Consider the following 14,702-nt stretch of genomic DNA (forward strand, 5'->3'; position numbering starts at 1 on the left):
TGAACACGACGCCGGTCGTATCCGTCACCGAGAGGCCGCCACCCTCGACGGCGCCGCGCAACTCGTCCGGCGTGACGAACTTCTCCCAGTCGTGGGTGCCCTTCGGCAGCCAGCCGAGGACGTATTCGGCCCCCACGATGGCCAGCGCGAAGGAGCGCATCGTCCGGTTGATCGTGGCGGCGAAGAGCAGGCCGCCGGGCTTCACGGCGTAGCAGGCCGTGCGCACGAAGGCCGGCATGTCGGTGACGTGCTCCACCACCTCCATGGCGCAGACCACGTCGAAGCGTTCGCCTGCCGCGACCACCGCCTCGATCGTCTCGGCCCGGTAGCGGACCGGCACGCCGGCCGCGTCGGCATGGGCTTGCGCGACCTTCACGTTTGTCACCGCCGGGTCGAGCCCGGTCACCTCGGCGCCCAGCCGCGCCAGCGGCTCCGACAGCACGCCGCCGCCGCAGCCGACATCGACGAGGCTCAGCCCCGCGAGAGGGTTGGGCGCGAGCGGGTCGCGATCGAAATGGCGGCAGACCGTGTCGCGGATATAGGTCAGGCGCACCGGGTTGAAGCGATGCAGCACCCGCATCGGTCCGGCCTCGTCCCACCAGGTCGCGGCGAGGCGATCGAAGCGGGCGACCTCGTCGCGGTCGATCGAGGGTCCGGTCGGTTCGCTCATCGGCGCCAGGCTTTCGTGCGGGGATAAGGAATTCATCTCGGCCGTCGAGGTAGCGCAGCCGCCGCCCCGGGCCAACCGCCGCGATGCCTCATGCGCGGGGCGATCCTGCGTCAACATTGACACCGCCCCGGACCGCTTGTACCCGCCGGACGCCCACGGCTTCGGCTCACGGCACACGAGAACAAAGTTCGATCGGATCCCCATGCCCCGCCTGGTGATGAAATTCGGCGGCACCTCCGTCGCCACGGTCGACCGCATCCGCAACGTCGCCCGCCACGTCGCCCGCGAGGTGCGGGCCGGCTACGAGGTGGCGGTCGTCGTCTCGGCGATGTCCGGCAAGACCAACGAGCTGGTGGCCTGGTGCAAGGACGCCTCGGCGCTCTACGCCCAGTCCGAGTACGACGCGGTCGTGGCCTCCGGCGAGCAGGTCACGTCGGGCCTGCTCGCCATCGTGCTCAACGAGATGGGCTTCAAGGCCCGCTCCTGGCAGGGCTGGCAGATCCCGATCGAGACCTCCGACCAGCACGGCTCGGCCCGCATCCAGAGCATCGACGGCGCCCGCCTCGATGCCGGGTTCAAGCGCGGCGAGGTCGCGGTGATCGCCGGCTTCCAGGGCATCCATGCCGAGACCGGCCGCCTGACCACCCTCGGCCGAGGCGGCTCCGACACCAGCGCGGTCGCGGTCGCGGCGGCGATCGGCGCCGAGCGTTGCGATATCTATACCGACGTCGACGGCGTCTACACCACCGACCCCCGGGTGGTGCCGAAGGCCCAGCGCCTCGAGAAGGTGGCCTTCGAGGAGATGCTGGAGATGGCCTCGCTGGGGGCCAAGGTGCTCCAGGTGCGCTCGGTCGAGCTTGCCATGGTGCACCGGGTGCCGACCACCGTGCGCTCCTCCTTCGACGACCCCGACGACGCCCGCCCCGGCACCCTCATCTGCGACGAGGACGATATCGTGGAACAGCAGATCATCACGGGCATCGCCTTCTCGAAGGACGAGGCGCAGATCACGCTTCGCCGGGTGAAGGACAAGCCCGGCATCGCCGCCGCCATCTTCGGTCCCCTGGCGGACGCCAACATCAACGTCGACATGATCATCCAGGTCGTGTCCGGCGACGGTGCGGCCACCGACATGACCTTCACGGTTCCGGCCGCCGATTACGAGCGCGCCCGGGCGATCCTCGACGCGCAGTCCGGCACGGTCGAGTTCGAACGCCTCGAGGGCGCCACCGACGTGGTGAAGGTCTCGGCGATCGGCGTCGGCATGCGCAGCCATGCCGGCGTCGCCGCCAAGGCGTTCCGGGCACTTGCCGAGAAGGGCATCAACATCCGGGCGATCACCACGTCCGAGATCAAGTTCTCGGTGCTGATCGACGCCGCCTACACCGAGCTCGCCGTGCGCACGCTCCATTCGCTCTACGGCCTCGACAAGGCCTGATCGCCATACGGGCAGAGTCCGATCTCGGCCCGATGGTGAAAGCGCCCCGCCCGCGATGCATCGCGGGCGGGGCGCTCGCGTTTTTCGGCCCCGGCATCCCCCGGTGAAAACCGACTCCCCCGGAAGGACGCTTGCCCGCCGGGCGCCGGACTCGCTATACGGCGGTAACGGGACCGATGCGTCAGGCCCGCGCAGGCCAGCCTCACGGTTGCGCCACACGCGGCCCGGCTCGCCAAAGGGTGGAACACGACACGATGCCCGCAGCGCCTGGAGGCCCGCGCCTGCTACTGCGCCGCCTTCGCGAGGCCATGGCGGAGCCGGTCGGCCCGCAGGCGCGCCTCGACCGCATCGTCGTCCTGATCGCGTCCAACATGGTCGCGGAAGTCTGCTCGGTCTACGTCCTGCGCGACGACGGCAACCTGGAGCTCTTCGCCACCGAGGGCCTGAACCGCGAGGCGGTGCACCTCACCACCATGCGGGCCGGCGAGGGTCTGGTCGGCCTGATCGCCGCCACCGCCGAGCCGCTGTCGCTCTCCGACGCCCAGTCGCACCCCGCCTTCTCCTACCGCCCGGAGACCGGCGAGGAGGTCTATCACGCCTTCCTGGGCGTGCCGCTGCTGCGGGCCGGCAACACGCTGGGCGTGCTGGTGGTGCAGAACCGCACCTACCGGGTCTATTCCGAGGAGGAGATCGAGGCGCTCCAGACCACCGCCATGGTGCTGGCGGAGATGATTGCCTCGGGCGAGCTGCAGGCCCTGTCGCCCGGCACGGTCAGCGCCTCGCGCCGGGCGCTCAGCCAATGCGGCGTGGCGCTGGCCGACGGCGTGGGCCTGGGGCACGTCGTGCTGCACGAGCCGCGCATCGTCGTGCGCAACCTGATCGCCGAGAACGTCGAGCGCGAAGCCTCGCGCCTCGACACCGCCATCGCGGAGGTGCGCGCGGCGATCGACGACCTCGTCGAGCGCGGCGACGTGGCGGGGGCCGGCGAGCATCGGGAGGTGCTCGAGACCGTCAGGATGTTCGCCCACGATCAGGGCTGGCTGCGACGGATGCGCGAGGCGGTGCTCTCGGGCCTCACGGCCGAGGCCGCGGTGGAGCGGGTCCAGTCGGACAACCGCGCCCGGATGCTGCGCCAGAGCGATCCTTACCTGCGCGAGCGCCTGCACGACCTCGACGACCTCGCCAACCGGCTGCTGCGCCAGCTCGTCGGCCGCCCGATCGGCGGGCAGGAGGCGATGCCCGAGAACGCCATCCTGGTGGCCCGCTCGATGGGCCCGGCCGCGCTCCTCGACTACGACCGCTCGCGCCTGCGCGGCGTCGTGCTGGAGGAGGGCGGGCCGACGAGCCACATCGCCATCGTGGCCCGGGCCCTGGGCATCCCGGCGGTGGGCGAGGTGGCGAATGCCACGGCGCTCGTCGAGAGCGGCGACGCCATCATCGTCGATGGCGGCACCGGTGAGATCCAGATCCGGCCGGGGCCGGAGATCGAGGCGGCCTATGCCGAGAAGGCGCGGCTCAGGGCTCGGCGCCAGGAGCAGTACCGGGCGCTTCGCGACGTGCCGGCGGTCACCCGCGACGGCGTCGCGGTCGGGCTGCAGCTCAATGCCGGCCTCATCGTCGACCTGTCGCACCTGAACGAGACCGGGGCCGAGGGGGTCGGGCTGTTCCGGACCGAATTGCAGTTCATGGTCGCCGAGCGGATGCCGAGTGCGGCCGAGCAGCAGGTCCTGTACGAGGCGGTGTTCGACGCCGTCGGCGACCTGCCGGTGACGATCCGGACCCTCGATATCGGCGGCGACAAGGTGCTGCCCTACATGAAGGCGCTGGAGGAGGAGAACCCGGCCCTCGGCTGGCGGGCGATCCGCATCGGCCTCGACCGGCCGGGCCTCCTGCGGATGCAGCTGCGCGCGCTCCTCAAGGCCGCCCGCGGGCGGCCGCTCAAGATCATGTTCCCGATGGTCGCGACCGTCGAGGAATTCGTCCAGGCGCGGGGAATCGTCGAGCGCGAGAAGGCGCACCTCACCCGCCACGGCCACCCGCTGCCGGCGGATTGCCGCCTCGGCGTGATGGTCGAGGTGCCCTCGCTCCTGTTTCAGATGGACGAGATCGCCGCGGAAGCCGATTTCCTCTCGGTCGGCTCGAACGACCTGATGCAGTTCCTGTTCGCGGTCGACCGCGAGAACCGTCAGGTCGCCAACCGCTTCGACCCGTTGAGCGCCGCGGCGCTCCGCGCCTTCCGGCTGATCGCCGAGCGGGCCAACGCCGCCGGGACACCGGCGACGGTCTGCGGCGAGATCGGCGGGCGGCCGCTCGAGGCGATGGCGCTGATCGGGCTGGGTTTCCGGGCTCTCTCGATGTCGCCGGCCTCGATCGGCCCGGTCAAGGCGATGGTGCTGGGGATCGATGCCGGCGCGGTGGCGGCGTTCCTGGAGCAGGAACTGGCGCGGACCAGGGACGGAGCGTCGTTGCGGCCGGCTTTGGCGGCGTTTGCCGAGGAGCACGGCGTGCCGGTCTGACGCATCGGTGCCGGATCCGCAAAGGGTCCCGCCGGCGCTCGGGACGCGATCACGGCTTTTGTCCACGGCCGCCACGACTCCCCATCCCCCGCAGACCTGCTATACGCGGCACCATCTCCGGCACCGGGCGCGGGCCGCCCCGGCTGAACCGGCCGATGCGAATGGCCATATCTCCTGCATGATCGCGATCCCGTCCGACCGTCTCGACGCCATCCTGGCCCGCCACGACATCGTCACCGCCACCTTGAGCGCCGGGGAGGCCGAGGCGGAGAGCTTCGTGCAGCTCTCGCGCGAGCTCTCCGAGCTCGATTCCGTCGTCGAGGCGATCCGCGCCTTCCGGGCCGCCGAGAGCGCCTTGCGCGGCGTCGAGGAGATGATCGAGGAGGGCGATCCCGAGATGCGGGCGCTCGCGGCGGAAGAGAAGCCGGAGGCCGAGGCCGCCCGCGACGCCGCCGCCCGGGCGCTTCAACTCCTGCTCCTGCCCAAGGATGCCGCCGACGAGAAGAGCGCCATCCTGGAGGTACGCGCCGGCACCGGCGGCGACGAGGCGGCGCTCTTCGCCGGCGACCTCTTCCGGATGTATTCGCGCTACGCCGACCTGAAGGGCTGGCGGGTCGAGGTCATCTCGGAGAGCCCCGGCACGATGGGCGGCTACCGCGAGGTGGTGGCCGAGGTGAAGGGCCGCGGCGTCTTCGCCCGGCTGAAGTTCGAGAGCGGCGCCCACCGGGTGCAGCGGGTGCCCGACACCGAGACGCAGGGGCGCATCCACACCTCGGCCGCCACCGTGGCGGTGCTGCCGGAGGCGGAAGAGGTCGACATCCAGGTCAACGAATCCGACCTGAAGATCGATACGATGCGGGCCCAAGGCGCCGGCGGCCAGCACGTCAACAAGACCGAGTCGGCGATCCGGATCACCCACGTGCCGAGCGGCATCGTGATCTTCGTCCAGGAAGAGCGCTCGCAGCACAAGAACCGGGCCCGCGCCATGGCGCTCCTGCGGGCCAAGCTCTACGACCAGGAGCGCAGCCAGAAGGATGCCGCCCGCGCCGCGGATCGCCGCGCCCAGGTCGGCAGCGGCGACCGGTCGGAGCGGATCCGCACCTACAACTTCCCGCAAGCGCGGGTGACCGATCACCGCATCAACCTGACCCTGTACAAGCTGGAGGAGGTGATGGCCGGCACCGCCCTCGACGAGGTGGTGGACGCGCTCATCACCGAGCATCAGGCGGCTTTGCTCGCCGCCGAGGGGATGGCGTGACGGCGATCACGCCTGGGACGAGCCGGATCGCGGCCCGGGCCATGGCCGCCGATGCCCTCGCGGCCCGCGGCATCGAGGCCGCCGCCCTCGATGCCCGTATCCTGGTCGAGGAGGCGTTGTGCATCACCGCCACCGACCTGGCGCTCCGCGGGGCCGAGCCGGTCGGCGAGGAGGGGGCTGCGCGTCTCACCGCCTACCTCGCCCGGCGCACCGCCGGCGAGCCGGTGGCGCGGATCATCGGCGCCTGGGAGTTCTGGGGGCTGCCCTTCGGGCTCTCGCCCGAGACCTTGGTGCCGCGTCCCGACACCGAAACCCTGGTCGAGGCGGCACTCGGGCTCAGGCCGGACGGCCCGGCCCGCATCGCCGATCTCGGCACCGGCTCCGGCTGCATCCTGGTGGCCCTGCTCACCGAATGGCGGCACACTTTCGGTGTCGGCCTCGACCGGTTGCCCGGCGCGCTCGGAACCGCGCGGATGAATGCCGCCCGCAACGGCGTCGCCGGCCGTGCCGCCTTCGTCGCCGGCGACTGGGCCGCGTCGCTCGCCGGACCGTTCGACCTCGTGGTGGCGAACCCGCCCTACATCGCCAGCGGCGTCGTCGATGGCCTGTCCGGGGAGGTGCGCGACCACGATCCCCGCCTTGCCCTCGATGGCGGGCCTGACGGGCTCGCCGCCTACCGTACCATCCTGGCCCAGGTGCCGCCTCTCCTCGTGCCCGGCGGGCATCTCCTGGTCGAGATCGGATACGACCAGGAGGCGGCGTTGCGGCAGCTCGCCGCCGATCACGGCTTGCGCGCGGAGGTGCGGCGCGACCTCGCCGGGCACCCGCGGGTGGTCGTCATGACCGCGGGGAACGCATCCTGACGTGGATTCTTCAGGTTCCTGTGGCCTTTGTGCGCAAAATCGGTGCGAGGTCACTTGGCGCGGCGGGTCTAACCCGCTAACGTCCCGGGGCAGATCGTGAACGGTCCGGACAACACAGCCAGGCTCAGTTCTCAGGCGCGACATTGAGCGCGGACCTTCGGACGATCTTCCACCACCGGGCAGACCAATGAGCGCGTAGGCGGTCCGGTGCACCGCATCTGTGGATCGACGGTGGCCGGATCGTGAGACGGCCCGCGGTCGCACAGGGCAAGGCGGACATCGCTGCGGAGACGGAACAGGGCCCGGCAGAGGCCCCCGGCTTCGCGGACGAAGACCCGCCGCGCGCGTGAAGTTCCGCCCTTCAAGTCGTCGAAGAGGGTCAGTCGAGGCCGATGAGACCGAACCAGAACAGGCGTATGCGTGGTCGCAACCGCACCAACAACAAGGGGCCGAACCCGCTGACCCGGGCCTACGAGTCGAACGGCCCCGATGTGAAGATCCGCGGTACCGCCCAGCACATCGCCGAGAAATACGCCCAGCTCGCCCGCGACGCCCAGGCGAGCGGCGATCCCGTGATGGCCGAGAACTACTTCCAGCACGGCGAGCACTATTTTCGCATCATCACGGCGGCGAACGAGCAATACCGCCAGCAATATGGCGCCAATTACGGCCGCCAGGGCTATGACGATGAGGATGACGGCGACGACGAGGGCGCGCCGGCCAACGGTTACCCGCAGCAGCAGGAGCGCGGCGGCGCCAACGGTTATCCTCAGTCCGGCTACGGCGCCGCCGACGATTACGGCGACCCCGGCCAGCAGCCGCAGCCCTACGACAGGGGCGGCGACGACCGCCCGTCCCGCTTCGACCGCCAGGACCAGCCGCGGCAGGATCAGCAGCGCCAGGACCGGCCCGACCGGCAGGAGCGCCGCGAGCGCTTCCAGAACCGCCAGGAGCGTCAGCAGCGCGACCGCCAGGAGCGGGTCGAGCAGCGGGCCGAGCGCCAGGACCGTCCTGAGCGCCAGGATCGTCCTGAGCGCCAGGACCGCCCCGATCGGCAAGATCGTCCCGACAGGCAGGCCGGCGAGCGCCAGGACCTGTCCCGTGCCGAGCAGCCCCGGCAGGAGCCGGTGCGTCAGGAGGCCCCGCGGCAGGAGGCCCCGCGGCAAGAGAACCTACGGCAAGAGAGCCCGAGACCGGAGGGCTACCGCGAGGGCGGCCGCTCCGAGTTCCGCCGCGAACGCCGCCGCGAGGAGCCCCGCTCCGAGCCGGTCCTGGCCGCCGACGAGCCGACCGGCCTGCCGGCCTTCCTGACCACCCCGGTGCGTCCCGCCGCCCCGGCGCCCGCCCCGGTCGAGGAGGCGCCGCCGGCACCCCCCGCCATGCCGGTCGAGGCGGAGGCCGAGGCCCCGGCGCCGCGGCCGCGCCGTCGCCGCCGCACCCGGTTCGAGGGGGCCGAGGGTGAGCCCGCCGGCGAGCTGTTCCCGAAGCCCGCCGAATCCTCGGGCGAGTGAATCACAGCCGAGCGACCCTGCGCCCGGCCTTCGGCAACGGAGGCCGGGCGCAGTGCATGGAGAGGCCCCCGACGATTTTTACGCCGTCGCCCGTGGTGTTTTCCGCGCGGCTGCCTACCTGCCGCCGTGACACGAGCCTCATGGTCCCGGCGGAGCGCAGAATGAATTACCACCCCGCACTCGCGAAGGGCCGCGTCGCCGTCGTTACCGGCGCAGCGAGCGGCATCGGCCTGGCGGCCGCCACCGCCTTTGCCCGGGTGGGCATGCGGGTGGTGCTGGCCGACCTCCCCGGCGAGGCCCTGGACCAGGCCGGCCGCGCGGTCGCGGCGGCCTCCCCCGGCGGCGAGGCGGATGTCCGCGCGGTGCCGACCGACGTGACGAAGCCGGAGGTGCTGGAGGCCCTGCGCCGAGAGGCCGAAGCCCTCGGATCGATCGCGGTGCTGATGGCCAATGCCGGCATCGAGGCCGGCGGCCGATTCTTCTCCGACGCCGCGACCTGGCACCGCATCGTCGACACAAACCTCTGGGGCGTCGTCAACGCCGTCCAAACCTTCGTGCCGGGGATGATCGAGGCGAGGCAGCCCGGCGCGGTGATCGTCACCGGCTCGAAGCAGGGCATCACGACCCCGCCGGGCAACACGCCCTACAACGTCAGCAAGGCGGGCGTGAAGGTGACGGCCGAGGCGCTGGCGCACGAATTACGCGAGGCGCGGTCGCTCGTCACCGCCCACCTGCTGATCCCGGGCTTCGTCTATACCGGCCTCACCCGCGCCCGCGGCGTGGCCGAGAAGCCGGCCGGCGCCTGGACGCCGGAGGAGACCGTGGATGTCCTCCTCGACAAGATGGCGGCCGGCGATTTCTACATCCTGTGCCCGGACAACGAGACCACCCGGGAGATGGACGAGAAGCGGATGCGCTGGTCTTCCGACGACGTGATCCGCAACCGCCCGGCCCTGTCGCGCTGGCACCCCGACCACAAGGCGGCCTTCGCCGCCCATATGGAGGCGCCCCTGGAGGGCGGGGCGAAAGGGGCGGACGAGGGGATCAAGGAGGCCGCGGCCACCCCGGCCTCGTTCTGAGAGCTCGTCTCTCGGAGAGGCAAGCACCAAACCCACCCTCGTCCTCCCGCTCGCGACCTCATCCTGAGGAGTGAGCGGCGCGAGCCTCGAAGGAGGGCTCCAGACAGCCCTGAGATTTCTGCAGCCCTCCTTCGAGGCTCCCTTACGGTCGCACCTCAGGATGAGGTTGCGGGTAGGACAATCCGCCGAAAGACACAGACTGGCCGCGCCCTTGCAGGGCCGGCCGGTCCCAGCGGGAGACCCGTCACCCGATGCACAAGATCATCCCCGTCGCCCCCTTCGATGCCGTCGTGTTCGGCGCCACCGGCGACCTGACGATGCGCAAGCTGCTGCCGGCGCTCTATTACCGCTTCCGCGATCGGCAGATCCCGGAGGAGAGCCGCATCATCGCCGCAGCACGCACCCATCTGAGCACCGGGGAGTACCGCGACCTCGCCGCCGCAGCGCTCGAGCGCCACGTCCCGGCCGCCGATCGCGAGTCCGACACGGCGACGCGCTTCCTCGACCACCTGGCCTATGTCGCGGTGGATGGGGCAGGGGATGCGGGCTGGGAGGATCTGGCGAACCTGCTCGCCGAGCATCCGAACCACGTCCGGCCCTATTATCTCGCCACCTCGCCGAGCCTGTACGGTGCGATCTGCCGCAACCTCAGCGCCCATGGCCTGATCGGCGAGCGCTCCCGCGTGGTGCTGGAGAAGCCGATCGGCCACGACCTCGCCTCGGCGCGGGCCATCAACGACCAGGTCGGCAAGGTCTTTCCCGAGAGCCAGATCTTCCGCATCGACCATTACCTCGGCAAGGAGACGGTGCAGAATCTCCTGGCCCTGCGCTTTGCCAACACGATCTTCGAGCGGCTGTGGAACGCCGACGTGATCGACCACGTGCAGATCACCGTGGCCGAGACGGTGGGGGTCGAGGGCCGCGGCGGCTACTACGACACGTCGGGCGCACTGCGCGACATGCTGCAGAACCACATGCTGCAGCTCCTCTGCCTGCTCGGCATGGAGAGCCCGCTCTCGCTCGACGCCGATGCGGTGCGCGACGAGAAGCTGAAGGTGCTGCGCGCCTTGAAGCCGATCCCCGCCCACGAGGTGCCGCTGCGCACCGTGCGCGGCCAGTACGTCGCCGGCGCGGTGAACGGCCAGCCGGTGCCGGGTTACGTCGCCGACCTCGCCGAGGACCGGTCGAGCCTGACCGAGACCTTCGTGGCGTTGAGGCTCGAGCTGATGACCCCGCGCTGGGCCGGGGTGCCGTTCTACCTGCGCACCGGCAAGCGGCTGCCGCAAAAGGTCTCCGAGATCGTGGTGCAGTTCCGCTCCTCGCCGTTCAGCATCTTCTCGGACGAGTTCGCCCGCGAGCCGAACCGGCTGGTGATCCGGCTGCAGCCGCAGGAGGGCATCAAGCTCGAGGTGATGACCAAGGAGCCGGGCCCCGGTGGCATGCGCCTGCGGGCGACCGGCCTCGACATCTCCTTCGAGGAGACCTTCAACCAGCGCTATCCGGATGCCTACGAGCGCCTGCTGATGGATGTGGTGCGGGGCAACGCCACCCTGTTCATGCGCCGCGACGAGGTGGAGGCCGCCTGGGCCTGGGCCGACACCCTGCTCAACGCCTGGGCCGACCGCCCGGAGCCGCCGCGCCCCTATCCGGCCGGGACCTGGGGTCCCACCGCCGCCATCGCGCTGATCGAGCGCGACGGCCGCACTTGGCACGAGGACATCGGCTGACGCCGATCAGGGCCTGGACACATCGACTGACGCAAAGGCGCTGATTGGAATAAATCCAAGTTATTTCAAGGGCATGACGGTGGGATCGCATCCGCCGCGGCTTCCCTTCCGGTGCGCCGCGCTCTAGAGCGGACCGCAAGTGTGAAGGCCCGCGCGCCGGCGTGCGCGGGCGTCGAGGATTGCATCATGTCGCCCTGCCGCCCGTCCCTCGCCAGCCTCCTGGTCCTCGCCGCCCTCGTCGCAGGGCCCGCGCGTGCCCAGGAGGAACCCGCCGGCGAGGCCCCGGCGGCCGAGGCCCCTCCGGCCCACAAGCCCGCGCCGAAGCCCCGCCGCCCTGCGCCGAAGCCCGCGCCGGCCCCGAAGGCCGAGGCGGCACCCGCCGCGGTCGCGGCCCCGACCGGGGCCTGGCCCAACGGCGCGAGCGCGGTCAGCGAAGTCTACGGCGACTGGACCATCAGCTGCACCCGCGACAACGACAAGCGCCAGTGCCAGCTGTCGCAGGCGCAAGGGGTGGCCCAGACCGGGCAGCGCCGCTTCAGCATCGAGCTGAATGCCCCCCAGGACGGCCGCAGTACCGGTCTTCTGCTGATGCCGCTCGGCCTGTCGATCGATCCCGGCGTGACCTTCAAGCTCGACGACGCGACCCTCGGCAAGGGCGCGCCCTACACCTCCTGCGTCCAGGCCGGCTGCATCGTGCCGATCAGCTTCCCGACGGTGGCCACCGACGCGATGAAGACCGCCGTGAACCTGCGCGTCACCGGCACAAAGCCCAACGGCGAGGCCGAGACCATCACGGTGCCGCTCGCGGGATTCGCCGCCGCGCTCGCCCGGATGTCGCAGCTTTTGAGCTGACGCGTTCACGGCCCGCTCAAGGTTTCGACGCAGGATGGCGGCATGAGCCTCAGCACCGCCTCCCTCATCTCCGGCGCCGTCTCCCAGCAAGGCGCCGCCTTCACCCGGCAGGTCGCGACCCTCGCGGTCCGCCGCCAGCTCGATGCCGAGCGCGCCGTCGCCGGCCTCGTGGCCGAGACGGCGGCGAATGCTCCCGCGCCGCCCGGGCAGGGCCAGCGGCTCGATATCCGGGTGTGATACGCAATCCGGAAGATCGCTTCCGGATTTCGTATCACCAGCCCGCGCGGCGCGTGAGCGAAGCTGATTTCCGCATCGCGAAGCGATCAATCGGAAATCGTATGAGGGATTGCTGGGGTTGCAGAACCAACAGCGCAGAAAAGCCTTCCATCCCATTCGCGACTTCATCCTGAGGTGTCAGTCCATCGAGATGGACCGACACCTCAGGATGAGGTCGCGTGTGGGACGGACTACGCTGATCAGACAAGCAAGATCTGACAGAAGATCCCTCTACGCCAGCCGCCAGTCGATCGGTTCCAGCCCGTTCTCCTCCAGCCATGCATTGGCCCGCCCGAACGGCCGGCTGCCGCGGAAATCCGCCTTGCGGTTGAGGGGCGAGGGGTGACCGGCCTCCAGAACCAGATGCTTGGTGCCATCGATCAGGGCGGCGCGCTGGCGGGCCGGTGCGCCCCAGAGCAGGAAGGCCACCGCCGGGCGCTCCGCCGAGACCGCTTGGACCGCCTGATCGGTCAGTGCCGACCAGCCGAGCTTCATGTGGGCGCCGGATTTCCCCGCCTCGACGGTGAGCGCCGCATTGAGGAGCAGCACGCCCTGGCGCGCCCAGGGGGTGAGGTCGCCGGAGGCCGGCACCGGGGAGCCGGTCTCCTCCGCCATCTCGGCCAGGATCACCTTGAGCGAGGCCGGCAGCCGGCGCCTGCCGACATACGAGAAGGCGAGGCCGTGGGCGTCGCCCGGAGTCGGGTAGGGGTCCTGCCCGAGGATCACCGCCCGCACCCGGTCGAGCGGCGTCAGCGTCAGCGCGTTGAAGATGTCGTCCGGCGCCGGCAGCACCCGGGCGCCGGCGGTCCTGCGGGCATCGACCGCCTCGGCGACCCGCTCGGCGCTGCCGTCCTGGAAGAAGGGCAGGGCGAGCCAGGGCGACCCGGAGGCCTGGAAGCGGGCGAGCGCGCCCGCCACGGAATCGTCTGTCGGCATCGGACCTCAGGAGCGGCGGAGGAGGAGGCGCCCCGTCTCGATCGTCAGCGGCGCGTGGGCGCGGATGTAGGACATCACCACGTTGGCGACGAGCGTGCCGTCGGTGGCGCCGACCAGCGTCCGCCCCTCGGCCAGCATCCCGTAATCGTTGCCGCCGGCGAGCATGAAGTTGTTGGCCGCGACCGTGTAGGACCGGGCCGGATCGAGGGCTGTGCCGCCGACGCGGACCTCGACGACCCGTTTCCCGATCGCAGCGGCGGGATCGACCGTGACGGTGATCCCGGAGACTTGCGGGAAGCGCCCGGCGGAGCGGCCGAGTTCCGAAAAGCCGTTCTCCAGGGCGGCGAGCACCTGGGCGCCCGAGATCTTGACCAGCACCGAAGTGTTGCCGAAGGGGAGTTCCGTCAGCACGTCGCGGCGGGTCAGCGCGCTGTCGGCCGGGTAGGTTCGGTTGCCGCGGATGCCGCCGCCGTTCATCAGGCCGATCTCGGCCCCGGCGGCGTGGCGCAGCGCATCCGCGACGAGGTCGCCGAAGGCGGCCTCGCCCCGGCGCACCACCTCGATGCGGGTGTCGAGGGCGTTGGTCACCCGGCCGAGCGGCACGTCGAGCTCGCGGGCGAGGTCGCCTTCCAGGCGGTTGACCACCGCCAGCACCTCCGGGTCGGGCTCGATCTCGGCGGTGTCGTGGATGCGGAAGGCGGCGGTCCAGGTGAGCGCCGTGCCGGTCCCTTCGGCCTTGATGTCGATGGCAGTGACGTATTCGGCATCATGGCCGGATTCGGCGAAGACCGTGCGGCCGTCGTAGCGGAGCGCCAGGTCGTGGTCGTGGCCCGAGAGCACGATGTCGGCGTGCCGGCTCGCCACCAGGGCCTCGTCGGTCGCCCGGTCGGTGTGGCAGACCGCCAGCACCATCTCGGCGCCTGCCGCCCGCAAGGACGCCGCCTCGCGGGCGAGGGTCGCGACGGCGGGGCCGAATGTCCAGTCGCCCGATTGAGACTTGGCCGGGGTCTCGGGCAGCGCGATGCCGACCACCCCGAGCTTGATCCCGCCGACGGTGAGAATCGTCGATTCGCTGGTGCCCGGCACCGGCGAGCCGTCGGGCCGGCGCAGGTTGGCGGCGAACACCGGAAAGTTCGCGGCCCGCATCCGCTCCAGATAGATCGTCTGGCCGAAATCGAACTCGTGGTTGCCCGGCACGAACACGTCCGGCTTGATGAGGTTGGTGAGTTCGATGATGTGGCGGCCCTTGTCGATGCCCGACATCAGCGAGGGCGAGAGGGTGTCGCCGGCATGGCAGACCAAGACTGGTCGGCCTTTCGCCCGCTCGGCCTTGACCACGGCCGCGAGCTTCGGGAAGCCGCCGCGGCCGTCGACCGGCCCCATCCGGTAGATGTCGTTGACGAGGACCAGGGTGAAGTCGGTATCCGGCGCCCGGGCGGCGGCCCGCCCGACCGTCAAACCGGCGAATCCGGCCCCGAGGCCGAGGGCGAGGGTCTGGCGGCGGCTCGGCGAGGTCATGCAGGGTCTCCGGCGGGGGCGGGATGCCCGGGGCGCGGGCGCCACTGTCCCATGGCAA

Annotated in this window: 12 protein-coding genes (1 of these 12 cut by a window edge); 9 read left to right on the forward strand and 3 right to left on the reverse strand. The window is 71.0% G+C overall.

Translation table 11 applies throughout. The annotated features are described in order from the left end of the window. Positions 1-670 carry the 5' portion of a bifunctional 2-polyprenyl-6-hydroxyphenol methylase/3-demethylubiquinol 3-O-methyltransferase UbiG gene (gene ubiG / locus AC3AOF_RS00970; RefSeq protein ID WP_488347444.1) on the reverse strand. Its footprint begins 80 nt before the window's first position, so only the first 670 of its 750 coding nucleotides appear in the window; its start codon is at positions 668-670; its stop codon lies off the left edge, out of view. A 202-nt stretch (positions 671-872) separates the two neighbouring features. Between ubiG and AC3AOF_RS00975 the strand changes: the two genes are divergently transcribed. From AC3AOF_RS00975 to AC3AOF_RS01015, 9 genes are all read left to right on the forward strand, one after another. Further along, on the forward strand, positions 873-2,108 hold the full coding sequence (locus AC3AOF_RS00975; RefSeq protein WP_488347445.1) for an aspartate kinase: 1,236 nt from the start codon (positions 873-875) through the stop codon (positions 2,106-2,108). Between the two features lie 254 nt (positions 2,109-2,362). Continuing rightward, positions 2,363-4,624, forward strand: a complete 2,262-nt coding sequence (ptsP, locus tag AC3AOF_RS00980) for a phosphoenolpyruvate--protein phosphotransferase (RefSeq protein ID WP_236990507.1) — start codon at positions 2,363-2,365, stop codon at positions 4,622-4,624. 178 nt (positions 4,625-4,802) lie between these two features. Next, positions 4,803-5,882 (forward strand): peptide chain release factor 1, encoded by a 1,080-nt coding sequence (gene prfA, locus AC3AOF_RS00985; RefSeq protein ID WP_236990506.1) that lies wholly within the window; start codon positions 4,803-4,805, stop codon positions 5,880-5,882. A gap of 41 nt (positions 5,883-5,923) precedes the next feature. Beyond that, positions 5,924-6,745 carry a peptide chain release factor N(5)-glutamine methyltransferase gene (gene prmC, locus AC3AOF_RS00990; protein WP_236992814.1) on the forward strand — a complete coding sequence of 274 codons (822 nt, stop codon included), beginning with the start codon at positions 5,924-5,926 and terminating at the stop codon, positions 6,743-6,745. A 416-nt stretch (positions 6,746-7,161) separates the two neighbouring features. Continuing rightward, on the forward strand, positions 7,162-8,256 hold the full coding sequence (locus tag AC3AOF_RS00995; RefSeq protein ID WP_488347446.1) for a DUF4167 domain-containing protein: 1,095 nt from the start codon (positions 7,162-7,164) through the stop codon (positions 8,254-8,256). Between the two features lie 161 nt (positions 8,257-8,417). Next, entirely contained in the window at positions 8,418-9,335 is a 918-nt protein-coding gene (locus tag AC3AOF_RS01000; protein WP_488347447.1) for an SDR family NAD(P)-dependent oxidoreductase, read from the forward strand. A gap of 251 nt (positions 9,336-9,586) precedes the next feature. After that, entirely contained in the window at positions 9,587-11,062 is a 1,476-nt protein-coding gene (gene zwf / locus AC3AOF_RS01005) for a glucose-6-phosphate dehydrogenase (protein WP_236990503.1), read from the forward strand. 186 nt (positions 11,063-11,248) lie between these two features. Continuing rightward, positions 11,249-11,914 carry an invasion associated locus B family protein gene (locus AC3AOF_RS01010; RefSeq protein ID WP_488347448.1) on the forward strand — a complete coding sequence of 222 codons (666 nt, stop codon included), beginning with the start codon at positions 11,249-11,251 and terminating at the stop codon, positions 11,912-11,914. 42 nt (positions 11,915-11,956) lie between these two features. Continuing rightward, the gene (locus AC3AOF_RS01015) at positions 11,957-12,151 is read left to right on the forward strand and encodes a hypothetical protein (RefSeq protein ID WP_488347449.1); all 195 of its coding nucleotides are present in this window, start codon (positions 11,957-11,959) and stop codon (positions 12,149-12,151) included. 270 nt (positions 12,152-12,421) lie between these two features. On the opposite strand, the gene ung is transcribed toward AC3AOF_RS01015, so the two are convergent. Together ung and AC3AOF_RS01025 are read right to left on the reverse strand one after the other, a co-directional pair. Next, positions 12,422-13,126 carry a uracil-DNA glycosylase gene (ung, locus tag AC3AOF_RS01020; RefSeq protein WP_488347450.1) on the reverse strand — a complete coding sequence of 235 codons (705 nt, stop codon included), beginning with the start codon at positions 13,124-13,126 and terminating at the stop codon, positions 12,422-12,424. A gap of 6 nt (positions 13,127-13,132) precedes the next feature. Next, on the reverse strand, positions 13,133-14,644 hold the full coding sequence (locus tag AC3AOF_RS01025) for a bifunctional metallophosphatase/5'-nucleotidase (RefSeq protein ID WP_236990691.1): 1,512 nt from the start codon (positions 14,642-14,644) through the stop codon (positions 13,133-13,135). Between the last annotated feature and the right edge of the window lie 58 nt (positions 14,645-14,702).

It is taken from the genome of Methylobacterium sp. 142-1Y, assembly GCF_057747795.1.

Excerpts from the sequence above, each read along its gene's own strand:
- ptsP (WP_236990507.1), top strand. The coding sequence starts at position 2,363 with ATGCCCGCAGCGCCTGGAGGCCCGCGCCTGCTACTGCGCCGCCTTCGC.
- zwf (WP_236990503.1), top strand. The coding sequence starts at position 9,587 with ATGCACAAGATCATCCCCGTCGCCCCCTTCGATGCCGTCGTGTTCGGC.
- AC3AOF_RS01025 (WP_236990691.1), bottom strand. The coding sequence starts at position 14,644 with ATGACCTCGCCGAGCCGCCGCCAGACCCTCGCCCTCGGCCTCGGGGCC.
- AC3AOF_RS01000 (WP_488347447.1), top strand. The coding sequence starts at position 8,418 with ATGAATTACCACCCCGCACTCGCGAAGGGCCGCGTCGCCGTCGTTACC.
- prmC (WP_236992814.1), top strand. The coding sequence starts at position 5,924 with ATGGCCGCCGATGCCCTCGCGGCCCGCGGCATCGAGGCCGCCGCCCTC.
- AC3AOF_RS01010 (WP_488347448.1), top strand. The coding sequence starts at position 11,249 with ATGTCGCCCTGCCGCCCGTCCCTCGCCAGCCTCCTGGTCCTCGCCGCC.
- AC3AOF_RS00995 (WP_488347446.1), top strand. The coding sequence starts at position 7,162 with ATGCGTGGTCGCAACCGCACCAACAACAAGGGGCCGAACCCGCTGACC.
- AC3AOF_RS01015 (WP_488347449.1), top strand. The coding sequence starts at position 11,957 with ATGAGCCTCAGCACCGCCTCCCTCATCTCCGGCGCCGTCTCCCAGCAA.
- ung (WP_488347450.1), bottom strand. The coding sequence starts at position 13,126 with ATGCCGACAGACGATTCCGTGGCGGGCGCGCTCGCCCGCTTCCAGGCC.
- prfA (WP_236990506.1), top strand. The coding sequence starts at position 4,803 with ATGATCGCGATCCCGTCCGACCGTCTCGACGCCATCCTGGCCCGCCAC.
- AC3AOF_RS00975 (WP_488347445.1), top strand. The coding sequence starts at position 873 with ATGCCCCGCCTGGTGATGAAATTCGGCGGCACCTCCGTCGCCACGGTC.